12 protein-coding genes, 1 tRNA gene and 3 pseudogenes are annotated in these 17103 nt (G+C 70.5%); 4 read left to right on the top strand and 12 right to left on the bottom strand.

Annotated features, from left to right (window positions below):
- Nucleotides 1–37: 37 nt before the first annotated feature.
- From rpoB to rplK, 5 genes and pseudogenes are all read right to left on the bottom strand, one after another.
- Nucleotides 38–4223 (bottom strand): annotated as a pseudogene (rpoB, locus tag ACQ86J_RS27925) (DNA-directed RNA polymerase subunit beta).
- A gap of 226 nt (nucleotides 4224–4449) precedes the next feature.
- A complete protein-coding gene (rplL, locus tag ACQ86J_RS27920; protein ID WP_431268106.1) occupies nucleotides 4450–4833 on the bottom strand; it encodes a 50S ribosomal protein L7/L12 in 384 nt (127 codons plus the stop codon).
- Between the two features lie 118 nt (nucleotides 4834–4951).
- On the bottom strand, nucleotides 4952–5476 hold the full coding sequence (gene rplJ, locus ACQ86J_RS27915) for a 50S ribosomal protein L10 (protein ID WP_431268105.1): 525 nt from the start codon (nucleotides 5474–5476) through the stop codon (nucleotides 4952–4954).
- 408 nt (nucleotides 5477–5884) lie between these two features.
- The gene (rplA, locus tag ACQ86J_RS27910; RefSeq protein ID WP_431268104.1) at nucleotides 5885–6583 is read right to left on the bottom strand and encodes a 50S ribosomal protein L1; all 699 of its coding nucleotides are present in this window, start codon (nucleotides 6581–6583) and stop codon (nucleotides 5885–5887) included.
- A 3-nt stretch (nucleotides 6584–6586) separates the two neighbouring features.
- Nucleotides 6587–7022: pseudogene (rplK, locus tag ACQ86J_RS27905) on the bottom strand (50S ribosomal protein L11).
- Between the two features lie 270 nt (nucleotides 7023–7292).
- Here rplK and ACQ86J_RS27900 point away from each other — a divergent pair.
- Complete coding sequence (locus tag ACQ86J_RS27900; RefSeq protein ID WP_431268103.1) at nucleotides 7293–9440, top strand: ATP-binding protein; 2148 nt, start codon at nucleotides 7293–7295, stop codon at nucleotides 9438–9440.
- A 35-nt stretch (nucleotides 9441–9475) separates the two neighbouring features.
- Here ACQ86J_RS27900 and ACQ86J_RS27895 read toward each other — a convergent pair whose 3' ends face one another.
- The 3 genes from ACQ86J_RS27895 to ACQ86J_RS27885 all read right to left on the bottom strand — a co-directional run bounded on the left by ACQ86J_RS27895 (nucleotide 9476) and on the right by ACQ86J_RS27885 (nucleotide 11593).
- Nucleotides 9476–9748, bottom strand: a complete 273-nt coding sequence (locus tag ACQ86J_RS27895) for a hypothetical protein (RefSeq protein ID WP_431268102.1) — start codon at nucleotides 9746–9748, stop codon at nucleotides 9476–9478.
- Between the two features lie 242 nt (nucleotides 9749–9990).
- Entirely contained in the window at nucleotides 9991–10293 is a 303-nt protein-coding gene (locus tag ACQ86J_RS27890) for a calcium-binding protein (RefSeq protein WP_431268101.1), read from the bottom strand.
- Entirely contained in the window at nucleotides 10214–11593 is a 1380-nt protein-coding gene (locus tag ACQ86J_RS27885) for a calcium-binding protein (protein ID WP_431268100.1), read from the bottom strand. Before ACQ86J_RS27885 ends, ACQ86J_RS27890 begins: the two co-directional genes overlap by 80 nt.
- Nucleotides 11594–11897: 304 nt before the next feature.
- Between ACQ86J_RS27885 and ACQ86J_RS27880 the strand changes: the two are divergent.
- From ACQ86J_RS27880 to ACQ86J_RS27870, 3 genes and pseudogenes are all read left to right on the top strand, one after another.
- Nucleotides 11898–13858 (top strand): annotated as a pseudogene (locus ACQ86J_RS27880) (FUSC family protein).
- Nucleotides 13855–14064, top strand: coding sequence for a DUF1656 domain-containing protein (locus ACQ86J_RS27875; protein WP_431268099.1), 210 nt, complete (start codon nucleotides 13855–13857; stop codon nucleotides 14062–14064). The pseudogene ACQ86J_RS27880 and the gene ACQ86J_RS27875 overlap by 4 nt, the downstream one beginning before the upstream one ends.
- Entirely contained in the window at nucleotides 14061–14948 is an 888-nt protein-coding gene (locus ACQ86J_RS27870; protein ID WP_431268098.1) for an efflux RND transporter periplasmic adaptor subunit, read from the top strand. Before ACQ86J_RS27875 ends, ACQ86J_RS27870 begins: the two co-directional genes overlap by 4 nt.
- On the opposite strand, the gene ACQ86J_RS27865 is transcribed toward ACQ86J_RS27870, so the two are convergent.
- The 4 genes from ACQ86J_RS27865 to ACQ86J_RS27850 all read right to left on the bottom strand — a co-directional run bounded on the left by ACQ86J_RS27865 (nucleotide 14949) and on the right by ACQ86J_RS27850 (nucleotide 17096).
- Nucleotides 14949–15938, bottom strand: coding sequence for a Bug family tripartite tricarboxylate transporter substrate binding protein (locus ACQ86J_RS27865; protein ID WP_431268097.1), 990 nt, complete (start codon nucleotides 15936–15938; stop codon nucleotides 14949–14951).
- A 164-nt stretch (nucleotides 15939–16102) separates the two neighbouring features.
- A complete protein-coding gene (gene nusG, locus ACQ86J_RS27860) occupies nucleotides 16103–16636 on the bottom strand; it encodes a transcription termination/antitermination protein NusG (protein ID WP_133293164.1) in 534 nt (177 codons plus the stop codon).
- 13 nt (nucleotides 16637–16649) lie between these two features.
- The gene (secE, locus tag ACQ86J_RS27855) at nucleotides 16650–16844 is read right to left on the bottom strand and encodes a preprotein translocase subunit SecE (RefSeq protein ID WP_133293165.1); all 195 of its coding nucleotides are present in this window, start codon (nucleotides 16842–16844) and stop codon (nucleotides 16650–16652) included.
- Nucleotides 16845–17019: 175 nt separating this feature from the next.
- A tRNA-Trp gene (locus ACQ86J_RS27850) sits at nucleotides 17020–17096 on the bottom strand.
- Nucleotides 17097–17103: the final 7 nt, after the last annotated feature.

The raw sequence follows: 17103 nt of genomic DNA, 5'->3' as shown, positions 1-17103 counted from the left end.
GGGGCTGCCCCGGGGCTTGGCCCCCGGGGCGTCGCGGTCAGTTGCCGCGGGTCTCGAGATCGACGTTGAGGCCGAGCGACTTCAGCTCCTTCACCAGGACGTTGAAGCTCTCGGGGATGCCGGCCTCGAAGTTGTCCTGGTCGCGGACAATGGCCTCGTAGACCTTGGTACGGCCGGAGACGTCGTCCGACTTCACCGTCAGCATCTCCTGCAGGGTATAGGCGGCGCCATAGGCTTCCAGCGCCCAGACCTCCATCTCGCCGAAGCGCTGGCCGCCGAACTGCGCCTTGCCGCCCAGCGGCTGCTGGGTGACCAGCGAGTAGGGGCCGATGGAGCGGGCGTGGATCTTGTCGTCCACCAGGTGATGCAGCTTCAGCATGTAGATGATGCCGACGGTCACCTTGCGCTCGAAGACCTCGCCGGTGCGGCCATCGGTCAGCCAGACCTGGCCGGAGGTGTCGAGCCCCGCCCGGGTCAGCATGCCCTCGATGTCGGCCATCCGGGCGCCGTCGAAGACGGGCGTCGCGATCGGGATGCCCTTCTTCAGGTTCTCCGCCAGCTCGATCAGCTGGTCGTCGTCCATCGGCGCGATGTCGCGCTGGAAGATCTCCTCACCATAGGTGGTGCGGAGATGCTCCATCAGCTCGTCGCGCATGGCGCCCGACCGGCGGTATTCCTCGACCATCTCGCCGACCTGACGGCCGAGCGTCGCGCAGGCCCAGCCGAGATGGGTCTCGAGAATCTGCCCGACATTCATCCGCGACGGCACGCCGAGCGGGTTCAGCACGATGTCGACCGAGGTGCCGTTCTCGAGGAAGGGCATGTCCTCCACCGGCACGACGCGGGAGACCACGCCCTTGTTGCCGTGGCGGCCGGCCATCTTGTCGCCCGGCTGCAGCTTCCGCTTCACCGCGACGAAGACCTTGACCATCTTCATCACGCCGGGCGGCAGCTCGTCGCCGCGCTGCAGCTTCTCGACCTTGCTCTCGAAGCGCTTCTGCAGCCGCTCGACGGCGGCGTCGAACTCCCGCTTCAGCGCCTCGATCTCGACCATCGCCGCATCGTCCTGCACGCCGATCTGGCGCCAGGTGGCCTTGGCGAACTGCTCCAGCACCTCGTCGGTGATGACGGTGCCGGCCTTCACGCCGCGGAAGCCGCCCGAGGCCCGGCGGTTCAGCAGCCGCTCGCGCAGCCGGCTGTGGAAAGACCGCTCCTGGATCAGCTTTTCGTCGTCGCGGTCCTTGGCGAGCGCGCTCGATCTCGGCCCGCTCGATCGCCATGGCGCGCTCGTCCTTGTCGACCCCGCGGCGGCTGAAGACGCGGACGTCGACGATGGTGCCGGCGACGCCAGGCGGCAGCTTCAGCGAGGTGTCGCGGACGTCGGAGGCCTTCTCGCCGAAGATCGCGCGGAGGAGCTTCTCCTCCGGCGTCATCGGCGATTCACCCTTCGGCGTCACCTTGCCGACCAGGATGTCGCCCGGCTGCACCTCGGCGCCGATATAGACGATGCCGGCCTCGTCGAGGTTGCGCAGCGCCTCCTCGCCGACGTTCGGGATGTCGCGGGTGATTTCCTCCTGGCCCAGCTTGGTGTCGCGGGCCATGACCTCGAACTCCTCGATATGGATCGAGGTGAAGACGTCGTCGCGCGCGATCCGCTCGGAGATGAGGATCGAGTCTTCAAAGTTGTAGCCGTTCCAGGGCATGAAGGCGACGAGCACGTTCCGCCCGAGCGCCAGCTCGCCCAGCTCCGTCGACGGGCCGTCGGCGATGATCTCGCCGGTGCGGACGCCGTCACCCACCTTCACCAGCGGGCGCTGGTTGATGCAGGTGGACTGGTTGGAGCGCTGGAACTTGCGGAGACGGTAGATGTCGACACCACGCGTGGTGCCGTCGTCGCCGGTCGCCCGTACCACGATGCGCGCGCCGTCGATGCTGTCCACCACGCCGTCGCGCTTGGCGACGATGGTCGCGCCCAGAATCGCGCGCCACCGCGGCTTCCATGCCGGTGCCGACCAACGGCGCATCGGCGCGGACCAGCGGCACCGCCTGGCGCTGCATGTTCGAGCCCATCAGCGCGCGGTTGGCGTCGTCGTTCTCGAGGAACGGGATCAGCGCCGCGGCGACCGAGACTAGCTGCTTCGGCGAGACGTCGATCGCCGTCACCTCCTCCGGCTTCACCAGGCGGAAGTCGCCGCCCTGGCGGACCGAGACGAGCTCCGACTTGAACTCGCCGGTATCGGCATCGACCTCGGCATCGGCCTGGGCGACGACGAGCCGCTCCTCCTCCATCGCCGAGAGGTAGCGCGGGTCACCGACGATCTTGCCGTCCCGCACCAGGCGGTAGGGCGTCTCGATGAAGCCGTACTTGTTCACCTTGGCGAAGGTGGCGAGCGAGTTGATCAGGCCGATATTCGGGCCTTCCGGCGTCTCGATCGGGCAGATGCGGCCGTAATGCGTCGGGTGCACGTCGCGCACCTCGAAACCGGCGCGCTCGCGCGTCAGGCCGCCCGGGCCAAGCGCCGAGAGGCGGCGCTTGTGCGTCACCTCGGACAGCGGGTTGGTCTGGTCCATGAACTGGCTGAGCTGGCTGGAGCCGAAGAACTCCCGCACCGCCGCCGCCGCCGGCTTCGCGTTGATCAGGTCATGCGGCATGACGGTGTCGATATCGACCGACCCCATTCGCTCCTTGATCGCGCGCTCCATGCGCAGCAGGCCGACGCGGTACTGGTTCTCCATCAGCTCGCCGACCGAACGCACCCGGCGGTTGCCGAGGTTGTCGATGTCGTCGATCTGGCCGCGGCCATCCTTCAGATCCAGCAGCACGCGGACGGTGGCGATGATGTCCTGCTTGCGCAGCGTGCGGATGGTGTCCGGCACTTCCTCGGCCGAGAAGCCGAGGCGCATGTTCATCTTGACCCGCCCCACCGAGGACAGGTGCATAGCGCTCGCCGTCGAAGAACAGCCCGCGGAACAGGGTCTCCGCGGTCTCCGGCGTCGGCGGCTCGCCCGGGCGCATGACCCGGTAGATGTCCATCAGCGCTTCGTCGCGGTTGGTGTTCTTGTCGACCGTCAGGGTGTTGCGGATCCAGGGCCCGACCGACTGGTCGATCGCCAGCGTCGGAAGGCGCTCGATGCCGGCATTCTCGATCACGCCGAGCTTCGCCTCGGTCAGCTCCTCGCCGGCCTCGGCCCAGATCTCGCCGGTGTTCATGTCCACCAGGTCCTCGGCCACGAAGCGGCCGAGCAGGTCGGCGCGGCCGACCAGCACTTCCGTCGTGCCGCCCTCGGCAATCTTGCGCGCCGCGCGCGGGGTCAGCTTGGTGTCCTTCTCGGCCACCACCTCGCCGGTGCGGGCGTCGATCAGTGGCTCCTGCAGCTTCACGCCACGGAAGGCGTCCGGGTCGAAGGGGCGCGACCAGCCCTTTGCGCCGCGGGTGAAGGCGACCTGGCCGTAGAACTCGTTCAGGATCTCCTCGGCATCCATGCCGCGGATCTCGTTCGGCTCGAGCGCGGTGGCGCCCTTCTCCACCCGCTTCGCCTCGGTGGCGGCGCTGTCGAGCGCGAGCAGCAGGGTCGAGGCCGGCAGCTTCCGCTTACGGTCGATGCGGACGTAGCAGATGTCCTTGGCGTCGAATTCGAAGTCGAGCCAGGAGCCGCGATAGGGGATGACGCGGGCGGCGAACAGGTACTTGCCGCTGCTGTAGGTCTTGCCCTTGTCGTGGTCGAAGAAGACGCCCGGGCTGCGGTGCATCTGGGAAACGATGACGCGCTCGGTGCCGTTAATAATGAAGGTGCCGTTGTCCGTCATCAGGGGCATGTCGCCCATGTAGACGTCCTGCTCCTTGATGTCCCGAACGGAACGAGAACCCGTGTCCTCATCCACGTCCCAGACGATCAGACGGAGGCGGACCTTGAGCGGCGCGGCGAAGGTCAGCCCGCGCTGGATGCATTCCTCAACGTCGTATTTCGGCTCCTCGAGCTCGTACTGGACGAATTCCAGCCGGCCCCGGCCCGCAAAGTCGTCGATCGGGAAGACGGACTTGAACACTTCCTGCAGCCCGGCATGCAGCCGCGCGGTCGGGGTTCACCTCCATCTGGAGGAAGGCCTCGTAGGAAGCCCTCTGCACATCGATGAGGTTCGGCATCGGCGCCACCTCGGGCAGCCGGCCGAAGCTCTTGCGGATGCGCTTGCGCCCGGTGAACGACTTCGTGATAGCGTTCATGCCTGTCCCGTATCCCTTCCGCCCGTCGCAGCGCCAAACCGGCCGCGCTGCCCGGCGCTTACCAAAATCCTGTCCGCCCCATTTCCCGTGCCCGCGGCGGGGCGCCGCGAAGCGCAGAAACGGAAGCGCGGACGGCAACCCGAAGGGTTCCCGCCCGTACCTCCGCAGTCTGGATCCCGGGGACGGCGACGGACTGCCGCCCCCGGGGGATAGCCTGAAGGCGACCTTACTTGACTTCGACGGTCGCCCCGTTCTCTTCCAGGACCTTCTTGATCTTCGCCGCGTCGTCCTTGGAGGCGCTCTCCTTGATGACCTTCGGCGCACCTTCGACCAGGTCCTTGGCTTCCTTCAGCCCGAGACCGGTGATGGTACGGATCTCCTTGATCACGTTGATCTTCTTGTCGCCGGCCGCGGTCAGCGTGACGGTGAATTCCGTCTGCTCCTCGGCCGGCGCCGCCGCGGCGCCACCGCCAGCAGCCGGCGCCGCCGCCACCGCGACCGGAGCCGCGGCGGAAACGCCCCACTTCTCTTCCAGCATCTTGGAGAGCTCAGCGGCTTCCAGGACGGTCAGGCTGGAGAGCTCCTCGACGAGCTTTGCGAGTTCGGCCATGTCTGTGTACCTCTTGATCTAATGGCTTGGCTTGGTGTTTGCAACACCCAGGGCCACGCTTGGTCTTTCAAAGCGACCCGCCCTGGTTACACACTCGGTCCGGCAGACTTGCGTCCCCTTAGGCGGCCTCAGCCTCGTCCTTCTTCGCGAAGGCACTGAACACCCGCGCCAGCTGCGAGCCAGGGGCCTGCAGCACGCCCGCGATCCGCGTCGCCGGGGTCTGGATCAGACCCAGGATCTGCGCCCGCAGGGCGTCGAGCGAGGGCAGCTCGGACAGTGCCTTCACCCCATCGGGGGTGAGGGTCTGCACGCCGAGCGCCCCGCCCAGGATCACGAACTTGTCGTTCCCCTTGGCGAACTCCACGGCCGTTTTCGCCACGGCCACCGGGTCCCGGGCCCACGCAAGCGCGGTCGGTCCCTTCAGCAGCGGCGCAACGCCCTGGAAGCGGGTGCCGTCGAGGGCGAGGGTGGCCAGCCGGTTCTTCGCGACCTTGTACGTCGCACCAGCATCGCGCATGCGGCGGCGCAGATTGCTCACTTCCGCGACCGTCAGACCCTTGTTCTGGGCGACGAGCACGAAGGAGGTATCGGCGAACACCGTGGCGAGGTGGGCGATGAACTCGCGCTTTTCCGTGCGGTCCAAATCCCGTCTCCAACGATGACCGGCGCCTTGTGGAGGGGCTCCGGCCGGTTCACACGCGGGCCCGCCGCCCTGATGGCGGCAGGCCCTGGTTCGCCTGTCTGAGCCGGACCACCAAGCCATGCGTGCCGACCAGGCCAGGCCCGGCGCGGCACGAATTCCTCGGCACCCCGTCTACCGCTGGCGGAGCAAGCTCCATCAAAGCACCCAAAGGGAGAACCCTGGGGGCTGCGCGCGGTCTCGGACAGGTTTCGGGGAGGGACCAGCCCTCCCTGCCCGCCCGCCTTGCGGCGGGCGTATCTTTGCAGGGCCGATCAAGACCTCAGGGCTTGCGGCCCTTCGGTAATCGGACCCGAATGCCAGGGCCGATTCAGACCTCCGGGCCTGTGGCCCTTCGGTTATCGGACCTGATCAGGCGGAGGCGAGGCTCGCCACGTCCACCTTCACGCCGGGGCCCATCGAGGAGCTCACGGCCACCTTCTTCACGTAGGTACCCTTGGCGCCGGTCGGCTTGGCGCGCTGGATCGCCTCGATGAAGGCCCGCGCATTCTCGAGCAGCTGGCCCTCCTCGAACGAGGCCTTGCCGATGCCGGCATGCACGATGCCGGCCTTCTCGGCACGGAACTCGACCTGGCCGGCCTTGGCCGCGGTGACCGCGCCCTTGACGTCCATGGTGACGGTGCCGAGCCGCGGGTTCGGCATCAGCCCGCGCGGGCCGAGGATCTTACCCAGCCGGCCCACCAGGCCCATCATGTCCGGCGTGGCGATGCAGCGGTCGAACTCGATCTTGCCTTCCTGCACCGCGGCGGCCAGCTCATCCGCGCCGACCACATCGGCGCCGGCGGCCAGCGCCTCCTCGGCCTTGGCGCCACGGGCGAAGACGCCGACGCGCACGGTCTTGCCGGTGCCGTTCGGCAGGCCGACGACGCCGCGGACCATCTGGTCGGCATGGCGCGGGTCGATGCCGAGATTCATCGAGATCTCGATCGTCTCGTCGAACTTCGCCTTCGCGTTGGCCTTGGCCAGGCCGATGGCCTGGACCAGCGGCACGACCGCGTCGCGGTCGAAGCCGGCGTAGATCGCCTTCAGGCGCTTGCCCTGCTTGGCCATGGCTCAGCCCTCCACCACGGTGAGGCTCCATCGCGCGGGCCGAGCCGGCGAGCATGCGCACCGCGGCCTCCACGTCGTTGGCGTTCATGTCCTTCATCTTCACCGCGGCGATCTCGCGCAACTGGGTCTTGGTCACCCGGCCGACATTCGGGCCCTTGCCCGGCGTCGTGCTGCCCTTCTCGATCTTCGCCGCCTTCAGCAGGAAGTAGGTGTTGGGCGGGGTTTTGGTGACGAAGGAGAAAGTGCGGTCGGAGAAGGCCGTGATCACCACCGGGGTCAGGGTGCCGGGCTCCATCTGCTGCGTCGCCGCGTTGAATTCCTTGACGAACTGCATGATGTTCAGGCCGCGCTGACCCAAGGCCGGGCCGACCGGCGGCGAGGGGTTCGCCTTGCCTGCAGGAATCTGCAGCTTGATGTAACCGATGATCTTTTTCGCCATGATAGTCCCTGGGGCCAGGGAGCCGCGGTTCCTGCGGCGCCGGTCCCGATGCCCGCGGACGGGCACGGAACCGGGCGCCTCCCGCGTCCCGATCAAGTGAGCGGGCGCGTATGGGCGCCCCGACCGGTGGAGTCAAGCGGAAAACCGGCCTGACGCCGATCATTTACGCACCGAACAAATTTGTTGTGCCTCCCGCGCGCGCGCGACATAAGGTATTCTCACTGCATCGTGACGACATGCACCCCACGCGTTGGTTGAAGGCCAATCCATTTGACCTCTGCGTGGCAAGCTCCGGACTTCTATCTGGCTGCGGCGCTCGTCGGTGCGATCGCCACCATACTCATTCTGCGTGGCCTGCATCGGCGGCGGGATCCCTTCCTGGTCGCCTGGGCAGCGCATACCGCCAGCTTCGCTTTTGCTAACCTCGGCTTCGGCCTGCGTTCCAGCCTTCCCGCCGGGCTCGCCGCGCTGCCCACCCCGCTCGCGCTGTCCTCCCTCGCCCTGCTGTGGCTTGGAATCCGGCGATTGCGCGAGCAGGCGCCGCCCGGCCCGCTCTGGCCGGCCTTGCTGCCCGGCCTGGCCTGGCTGCTGGCCGAGCCGCTGCTCGCCTCCGCCGGGTCCCTGTCGCCGCGGGTCGGCCTCTATACCGCCATCGCCTTGCCGCTGGTCCTCGGCGCCGCCCGCGAATGCTGGCAGGTCCACCGCGCCCGCGGCCTCATCGCGGTGCGCGACATGACCTTCGTGCTCGGCCTGGTCGCGGTCTGGTACGGCTGGCGCCTGGCCGAGGTGCTGCCTGGCACGGCGGTGCCCTTCGCGCCGCATGCCGGACTGGCGGCGATTGGGATCGGCGCCTGCTTCGCCTTCCTCGGCCTTACCATCGCCCGGGAAGGCGCCGCGCTCGCCGAGGCCGCAGCCCTCCGCCGCGGCGCGGCGGAGATGGAGCGGCTGCATGCCGGCCTGCCGGCCGTCATCTTCCTGCGCGAGATCCACGCCGATCTCACCTCCCGCCACCTCTATCGCGGCGGCGATACCGAAGCGGTGACCGGCTGGCAGCAGGCCGAGATCGGCAATCTGGAGAGCTGGGCCGGGTACACGGCACCGGACACCGATATCGGCGCCCTCTACACCCGGGCGCTGCACGACGGACAGACCCGGCTCGACTGGCGCATGCGTCAGCCAGGCGGCGGCTGGACCTGGCTGCGCACCCATCTTCGCATCCTTGAGCGCCGCACCGACGGCTCCGCCCTCGCGGTCGGCTACATCGTCAATATCGCGGCCGAACGGGCGGCGGCCGACCGCGCCGAAACCGCCCGCCTGATGCTCGACAGCACCCTCGCCGCGGCACCGGTCGCGGTCTTCCGCGGCCGGGCAACGCCGGATGGCGGCTTCACCCGCAGCTATCTCAGCCGCGGCATAGAGCGGCTGACCGGCTGGCCCTGGGAGGTGATCAACGCCCCCGGCGGCCTGCGGGCCATCCGGACGCCCGGCACGCGCGCGCGGGTGGCGGACAACATGGCCGCGCTGATCGGGAGCGGCGAGGCGCGCACGACCTACCAGATGCGCCGCGCCGACGGCAGCTGGATGTGGGCGCGCACCACCCTGGCGGTGCTGGAGCGCTTCCCCGACGGCAGCGCCGAGGTGGTCGGCTACATCGCCGACATCACGCCGGAGCGGGAGGCCGAGGTCAAGGCGGTCGCCGCCGCCCGGCTCGCCTCGCTGGGCGAGATGACCAGCGGCCTGGCGCATGAGCTGATGCAGCCGCTGCTGACCATGTCGCTGGCCAGCGAGAACGCGCTGCGGGCGCTGGACCGAGGCGACGCCGAGGCCGCCCGGCCACGGCTCGGCCGCATCGTCCAGCAGGTCCGCCGGGCGAAGGAACTGGTCGAGCATTTCCGCCGCTTCGCCCGGGGCACGCCGGCCGACCTGCCGCCCGGGCCAGTGGCGTTGGTGACGGCGGTCGAGGGGGCGCTGGTGCTGGTCGGCGCCGGGCTGCGCGAGGCCGGGGTGGAGGTCGAGCTCGCCCTGGGCGATGCGCCGCCCCGCGTGCTCGGACATGCCGTGCCGCTGGAGCAGGTGCTGGTGAACCTGCTGGGCAATGCCCGCGACGCGATGGAGGCGCTGCCCGCCGACCGGCCGCGCCGGGTGCGGCTCAGCGCGCTGGAGGCCGCGCCGGGAACGGTGACGCTCACCGTCGCCGACACCGCCGGCGGCATCCCGGAGGCGGTGATGGCACGGCTCTTCGAGCCCTTCGTCTCGACCAAGGACGCCGATCGCGGCACCGGGCTCGGCCTGTCGATCTGCCACGGGCTGGTCCGGGCGATGGGCGGCGAGATCACCGCCCGCAACGACGGCGCGGGGGCGGTCTTCACCATCACCCTGGCCGCCGCCCCGCCTGCCGCCGAGGCCAGCGCCGCCTGAGCCGCGGCGGCGCCCGGCTCACTCCGCCCGCAGGGTCAGGCGAAGGTCCAGCCGCCCGGCTGGGTCCAGGCCAGGGCGTAGGCGTCGAAGTCCGCATCCGGCTGCGCGCCGACCTGCGCCCCGTGCACCGCGTCCTCCAGCTGGATGTCCGCGGCCGTGACGGCGTCGCCCAGCACCAGGATCTCGCCCACCGCCCGCACCGCGCCGCCGCCGAGCGCGGCGCCGACGGTGACCGTGGTGTTGCTGCGGCCATCCGCCATGGTCCAGGCGGCGACCGCGAGCACCGAAAGGCCGGCGCCGCTGAGCACGAGATGGTCGCCCTCGGCCGCCGAGTAGTCGAAGATCCAGGCGCGGCCGAGCTCGAGCAGCCAGGCGCCGCCCGCCGCCGCCGGGTCGGCCGCGACGCCAGCCCAGTCGATGCCGCCATCGGCCAGCCGATGCGCTGCCGCCAGCTCCGGGCCCGCCTGCAGGGCGAAGTCGAAGCGGAAGGTGTCCGCGCCGGCCCCGCCGCTCAGCCAGGCGCCTCCGCCGCCGGAGGAGCGGGTGAGGATCAGGTCGTCGCCGCCCTCCCCCAGATGGTCGCGCCGTTGCCGAGGCCGGCGATGGTATCGGCCCCCTCGCCGCCCCAGATACGGTCCCAGCCCGCCGTGCCGCCGTCCAACCGGTCGTCGCCGGCGCTGCCGAACAGCATGTCGTCGCCGGCGCCGCCGATCAGCGTGTCGTCGCCCGCCGCGCCGTCGATCATGTTGTTGCCGCCGCCGGCGCGGATCAGGTCATGGCCCTCGCCGCCATTGACGTCGTCGTTGCCGCCGCCGGCATCGATGGTGTCGTTGCCAGCCTCGCCGTGCAGCATGTCGCCTCCGGCGCCGCCAAGGATCGAGATCGTCGCCCTCGCCGCCGAACAGCCGGTTCCAGCCCTCGCCGCCGGCCAGCGTGTCGCGGCCGGCGCCGCCAAAGAGCAGGTCGTCGCCGGCGCCGCCATCGAGGTTGTCGTCGCCCGCGCCGCCATCGGCATAGTCGTCGCCGGCCTCGCCGAGGATGGTGTCGGCGCCGCTGCCGCCATGGATGCTGTCGGCGCCGGCGCCGGCATGGACGACCGAGAGCGCTTCGTTGACGTTGATCACATCGGCGCCGTCCGTGCCCTCCCAGTCGGCGGTGCAGAGCAGCAGGTGGTTCAGCGAGGTCGCCACCTCGCCAAGCGTGGCGTTCGGGTTGCCGTCCTCGTTCAGGAAACGGTTGTCCTCCACCGCAGATCCGATGTGGTAGAGGCTGTCGGCGAGCTGGTCGACGAGGTTCAGGCCGAGATAGCTGCTGGTGCCGCCATCGCCCTTGATCAGGTGGAAGCCGGTCTCGACCCCGTCCGCGTCGTCGCCGTGCAGTTCGGTGAAGAGCGCCAGCCGGTCGGCATCGCCGCGGATCCAGGCGTTCACCGCGAGCACGTCGGCGGCGTCGATCCGCCCGTCCTCGGCACCATGCGTCGCCGCCAAGCCGTCGAGGATCAGGTGGTTCAGCCGGTCGGCGGCGACCAGCCCGGCCTGCAGGTTCGGCGCCAGGGTGAGGCGGGAAAGGCCGGGATCGGCGCGGGCGATGTCGATGATGGCGTCGAGCCCGGTGCCGGTCGTCGACAGGTCGGCGAAGTAGTAGTCGAGCTGGTCGGCGACGGTCTGGGCGGCGGCATTGGGGTTGCCGTCCTCGTTCAGGAAGCGCCCGTCCTGGATGGCGAAGCCGACGTGGTAGATCCCGTCCGCAACCGTGTCGGCCAGGGCGTGGTGGAAGGCGAGCGCCACGGCGCCGTCGCCCTTGACCAGGTGGAAGCCGGTCTCGACCGTGCCGTCGTCGTCGCCATGCAGCGCGGTGAACAGCGCGAGCCGGTCGGCATCGCCGCGGATCCAGCCGTTCAGGGCCAGCACGTCACCGACATCGATCCGGCCATCCTCCAGCAGGTGCAGGGTGGCGACGCCCTCGGCGATCAGCCGGTTCATCCTGTCCGCCGCATGCAGTCCGGTGGCGATCTGGCTGCCCGGGATGCTGGCGGCGAGGCCGGCATCGACGGCCAGTGTGTCGACGATCCAGTCGAGGTTGGTGCCCGTGGTGGAGAGGTCGGAAGGCGGCGTCGTGACGGCGGTCAGGCGCGGGTCGGTGGCGACGGGCATGCTCGGGCTCCGGCAGGCTGGCGGATTGCGCGGGTCCGAAGGTCCGGGCAGGCCTTCCGTCGCCGACCGTGCAATCCTTTGGTGTGTTTTGGCGGTATAAATCTACCATTAAGACAATTTGCGTTCTTGCGCTACCGCAAGTGTCGCAGCGCGCAGCCGACGCTCGCCCTGCTGCGATGCATCCTTCCCGCAGCCCGGGCGTCAACGTTGCGGCCGCCCTGCGCGGCGGAGGCTGTGCTGCGTGCTTGCGACCCTACCCGGCTGGCGGGACTGGCTGTTTTCCGCCCGCTCCTTCGCGGCGGCGATGCTGGCGCTCTGGCTCGCGCTCTGGCTCGACCTGCCGCGGCCCTATTGGGCGGTCGGCACGGTCTACATCGTCATCCAGCCGCTCTCGGGCGCGCTCCGGGCCAAGGCGCTGGCCCGCTTGCTCGGTACTCTGGCGGGCGGCGCCTTCGCCGTCGCCACTGTGCCGAACCTGGTGGATGCGCCGCCGCTGCTGGCCCTGGTCCTTGCGCTGTGGGTCGCAGGCTGCACCATGGGCTCGCTGCATGACCCGACGCCGCGCAGCTACGCCTTTCGCCTGGCCGGCTTCACCGCCGCGCTGATCGCCTTCCCCAGCGTCGATGCGCCGGGCGCGATCTTCGACACGGCCCTGGCGCGGGTCGAGGAGATCGGCCTCGGCATCCTCTGCGCCACCCTGGCCGACCAGGTCTTCCCGCGCCCCGCCACGCCCGTGCTGCTGGCCCGGCTGGAAGCCTGGATCGGCAGCATGGCCCGGTTCGGCGCCGATGCGCTCTTGGGCCGGATGGAGGAGGGCCGCTTCGTCGCCGACCGCCGTCGCGTTGCCCGCGACGGCGCCGCGCTCGATACGCTGTTCGAGGAGACCCGCTACGAAGCGGCGCAGCACCGTGCCGGCCTCGCCTGGGTGCGGGCGCTCAGGGCCCGGTCGCGGGCGGTGCCGGCGATGATCTCGGCGGTGGCCGACCGGGCTCGGGCGCTGCGGCAGGATGCGCCTGCGGCGCAGGCGGCGCTCGCCCCCTGCTGCAGGAAGCCGCCGCCTGGCTAGCGGCGACCGCCGATCCCGACCGCCGGACCGCAGCCCGGGCCGCGGCCCCGGCCCTGCTCGATCGGCTGCGGGCCGCCGAGCGTGAGGCCGCCGCGGCCGGCAGCAACTGGCCCACCCTGCTGCGCGAAGGGCTGCTGGCCCGGCTGCGCGAGCTGGTCGAGACCTGGTCCCTGGCACTGGCCTTTGAGCCCGGCGCAGGGGCGCTGGCGGCCGCCCCGCGGGAGGCCGCGGCGCCGGTGACCAGCGGCCATACCGACCCGCTGCTGGTCGGGCTGACCGGCCTTGCCTCGGTGCTGGCGATCCTCGCCTGCGACCTGGCCTGGGTTGCGACCGGCTGGCCCGAGGGCGGCACCGCGACGATGATGGCCGCGGTCGCCACCGCCATGTTCGCCCAGCTGGACGACCCGGCGCCGGCGATCGCCAAGTTCCTCGGCTGGACCGCGCTCTCGGTCGTGCTGGCGGCGATCTACCTGTTCGCCGTGCTGCCGGCGATCGATGGCTTCCCGCTGCTCGCCTTCGCCCTGGCCGTGCTTTACCTGCCCTTCGGCGCGCTGCATGCGCAGCCGACTCGGATCGGCATGGCGCTGCCGGTGATGGTCAACACCGTTGCGCTGATCTCCCTGCAGGAGGTCTACGCGGCCGAAGTCGCGGCCTATGTGAACGGCGCGCTGGCACTGCTCGCGGGCTTCGCCGCCGGCTTGGTCAGCACCCGGCTGGTCCGCGCCTTCGGCATCGACTGGCGGCTGCGCCGGCTAGTCGCAGCCGACCGGCGCGACCTGGCGCGGCTGACCGAGGGCCGCCAAGCCGACCTTCGCCGCAGCGTCGCGGCCATGCTGGACCGCTTCGAATTCCTCGCCGGCCGGATCGGCTCGGCCGATGCCGAAACACTCGACGTGACCGAGCTGGCCGAGCTGCGCGCCGCAGTAAACGTGGCCCGGCTGCGGGAGGCGGCGCCGCACCTGCCGCCCGCCGCGGCCAGGGCAGTGGAGGCGGCGCTGGCCGGGGTCGCCGCCCAGGCCCGCGGCCAGGCCGCGCCGGATGCGGTGCTGGCCCGACTGGATGCCGCGCTGGGCGCCACCATGCCGGGGCGGGAAGCCGCGGCGCGGGCCGCCGCGCTGGCGCTGTCCGGCCTGCGCCGCGCGCTCTTCCCCGCCGCGTCACCGCCGGTGCACCCGCCACGGCTGGAGCAGGCGGCATGATCGGCGAGCTCGACCTGCACGGCGTCTTCGTCCCGGCGCTGCTGGCCTGGGCGGCACTGGCGCTACTGGCCAATGCGCTGCTGCGGCGGCTGCTGCAGCGGTTCGGCCTTTATCGATTGATCTGGCACCGGCCGCTCTTCGACCTCGCGCTCTTCGTCATCCTCCTCGGCATCGTCGCTGCCATCGGCACCCGGATCCTCGCATGAGCCTGTCCCAATCCGTCCGCATCGGCGTGACGCTGCTGGTCCTGCTGCTGGCCGGTCTCGTCGGCTGGCAGCTCTGGCGCGTCTACATGGACGAGCCCTGGACCCGCGATGGCCGCATACGGGCCGAGGTGGTGGGCATTGCCCCCGATGTCTCCGGCCTGGTGCAGGCGGTGCTGGTGCGCGACAACCAGGATGTCCGCCGCGGCGAGGTGCTGTTCCGCATCGACCCCGACCGCTTCGCCCTCGCGCTGCAGCAGGCCGAGGCGGTGCTGAGCAGCCGGCATGCCTCCCTGCTGCAGGCGCAGCGCGACCAGCAGCGCTACACACGGCTGGACCAGAGCGCGGTCTCCATCCAGCGGCAGGAACAGGCAGTGACCGACGCCGAGGTGGCCGAGGCCGCTTGGCGCCAAGCCATGGTGGAGCGCGACATCGCCCGGCTGAACCTGCAGCGCTCGGAGGTGCGGGCGCCGGTCAACGGCTTCGTCACCAATCTCGAGCTCCGCCCCGGTGACTATCTCTCGGCCGGGCGGGCGGCGCTGGCGCTGGTCGATTCCGACAGCTTCCACATCGCCGGGTATTTCGAGGAGACCAAGCTGCCGCGGATCCGCCCCGGCGACCGCGCCACCATCCGGGTGATGGGCGAGGCCGGGACGATCGAGGGCCATGTCGAGAGCATCGCCGCAGGCATCACCGACCGCGAGCGCGGCGCCGGCGACAACCTGCTGGCCAATGTCAATCCGACCTTCAGCTGGGTGCGGCTGGCGCAGCGGGTGCCGGTGCGGATCGCCATCGACCGGGTGCCGGAGGGGCTGCGGCTGCTGTCCGGCCGGACCGCGACGGTGACGCTGCTGCCGGGCGAGGCCACCCGCAGCGCGGCGCGCTGATCAGCCCGGCCGGGGAACCGCGGCCGGGATGGTGCGGCCGATCAGGTGCCGCATCCGGGGAATCTCCTCCTCCAGCGCCCTGGCCAGCGCGGCCGCGTCGACATCGTCCCAGAGAATGGTGCCGGTATTGTCGAACAGCGCCCGCACCTCGGGCTCGTGCAGCGCGGCGCGGATCGCCTCCGCCAGCCGCGCCACCACCGCCGGCGGCGTCCGCGCCGGGACATAGATGCCGGACCAGCCGAGCAGCTCGGCCCCCGGCAGCCCGGCCTCGGCCAGGGTCGGGATTTCCGGCGCGATCGCCAGGCGCTCCCCGGCGTTCACCGCGAGGGCCCGCAGCCGATTGTCGCGCACGTAAGGCAGGCTGCTGAGCGGATAGTCGAAATACAGGTCGACCCGCTCCGCCGCGAGATCGTTCAGCGCCTGGCCGAAATTGTTGTAGGGGATGAGCGTCATCTCGACCTGCGCCCTTTCGATGAAGAGCGCCGCGGCGGCATGCTGGCCCGAGCCGATGCTGGCCGCATAGGTGAAGCGGCCGGGATGGGCCCGGGCCTGGGCGATCAGCTCGGGGATCGTCTTCCAGGGCCGGCCCATGCCGGTGACGGCAATATTGGCCGAGGCGCCGATGCCGTGCACCGGCAGGAAGTCGCGCTGCGCGTCGTAGCGGATGTTCGGGATCAGCAGCGGCGCTATGGCGAAGGTGGCGAAATTGCCGAAGAAGAAGGTATGGCCGTCCGGCGCGGCACGGGCCGCGACCTCCGCCGCCGCGGTGCCGCCGGCGCCGAGCCGGTTGTCCACCACCACGCTCTGGCCGAGCCGCGCCGCCAGTTTCAGGGCAATCAGCCGGGCGGCGACGTCCAGCACACTGCCGGGACCGCCAGGCACCACCCAGGTCAGGGTACGGTTGGGAAAGCCCTCGGCCGAGGCGGGCAGCACCCGCTGCCCCGCCAGCATCGCCGCGGCAGCCAGTGCCGCGCGCCTCGTCGTTGCCATGGGCCTATCCGTCCCCTGCGTTTCCTCGCCGGGGAAAGCCTAGAGCAGATTGCGTGATGGGGTGAACGTCCGGGAGCGCAGACCTGCTCGCCGGGCGCAGCGGCCGGCGGGCGCAATCCCGCGCTGGCGTGACGGACCGGCGGCCCTGCGGCCGCCAGTCCGCGTCAGACCTTCTCGACCTGGGTGTATTCGAGTTCGACAGGGGTGGAGCGGCCGAAGATCGAGACGCTGACCTTGACCCGGCCGCGCTCCTCGTCGACCTCCTCGACCGAGCCGAGGAAGCTGGTGAAGGGGCCATCGGCGACGCGGACCTGCTCGCCCACCTCGAAAACCACGGCAGGCTTGCGCGGCTTGTCCACGCCTTCCTTCACCTGGTTGACGATGCGCTGGGCCTCGGACTCGGTGATCGGGCTCGGCTTGTTCTTGTTGCCGAGGAAGCCGGTGACCTTCGGCGTGTCCTTCACCAGGTGCCAGGCCTCGTCCGACATCTCCATCTTCACCAGCACGTAGCCGGGGAAGAACTTGCGTTCGGAGTTCACCTTCTGGCCGCGGCGGACCTCGGTCACCTCCTCGGAGGGGACCAGGATCTCGTCGAACTGCTCGCCGAGACCCTTCTGGGCCGCCTGTTCCTTGATCTGCTGGGCGATCTTCTTCTCGAAGCCCGAGTAGACGTGCACCACGTACCAGCGCTTGGCCATCGATCCGTTCCCCTCACCCCATCCCGAACAGGCTGCGCATCCCGAGCGCGATCACCTGGTCGACGACCAGGAAGAAGACGGCCGCGAGCGCCGACATCGCCAGCACGAGGCCGGTGGTGATCAGGGTCTCCTTGCGGCTCGGCCAGGTGACCTTCGCCACCTCCGTCCGCACGTCCCGGACATACTGCGCGGGATCCAGTCTGGCCAACGCCTCGAACCCTTCCAGGCTGCGGTGAACGCTTCGCGGGCGGTCGCCCGTCCCGGAAGCCCGGGAAAGGCGCCACCCACAGGATATGCCGGGTGGCCTGCTGACCGCCGATGTTCGCGGGCGAACCTCGGCGGCAGGACACCGGAGACTAGCGGCCCCGGCGGCGCCGGGGAAGTGGCAGGGGCGGAGGGTCTCGAACCCCCAACCTCCGGTTTTGGAGACCGGCGCTCTAGCCAATCGAGCTACGCCCCTTCACGCC

It is taken from the genome of Dankookia sp. P2 (genome assembly GCF_050632255.1).
In the GTDB taxonomy this organism is placed as follows: domain Bacteria; phylum Pseudomonadota; class Alphaproteobacteria; order Acetobacterales; family Acetobacteraceae; genus Paracraurococcus.
This window is presented reverse-complemented; position numbering and strand designations above follow the sequence as displayed.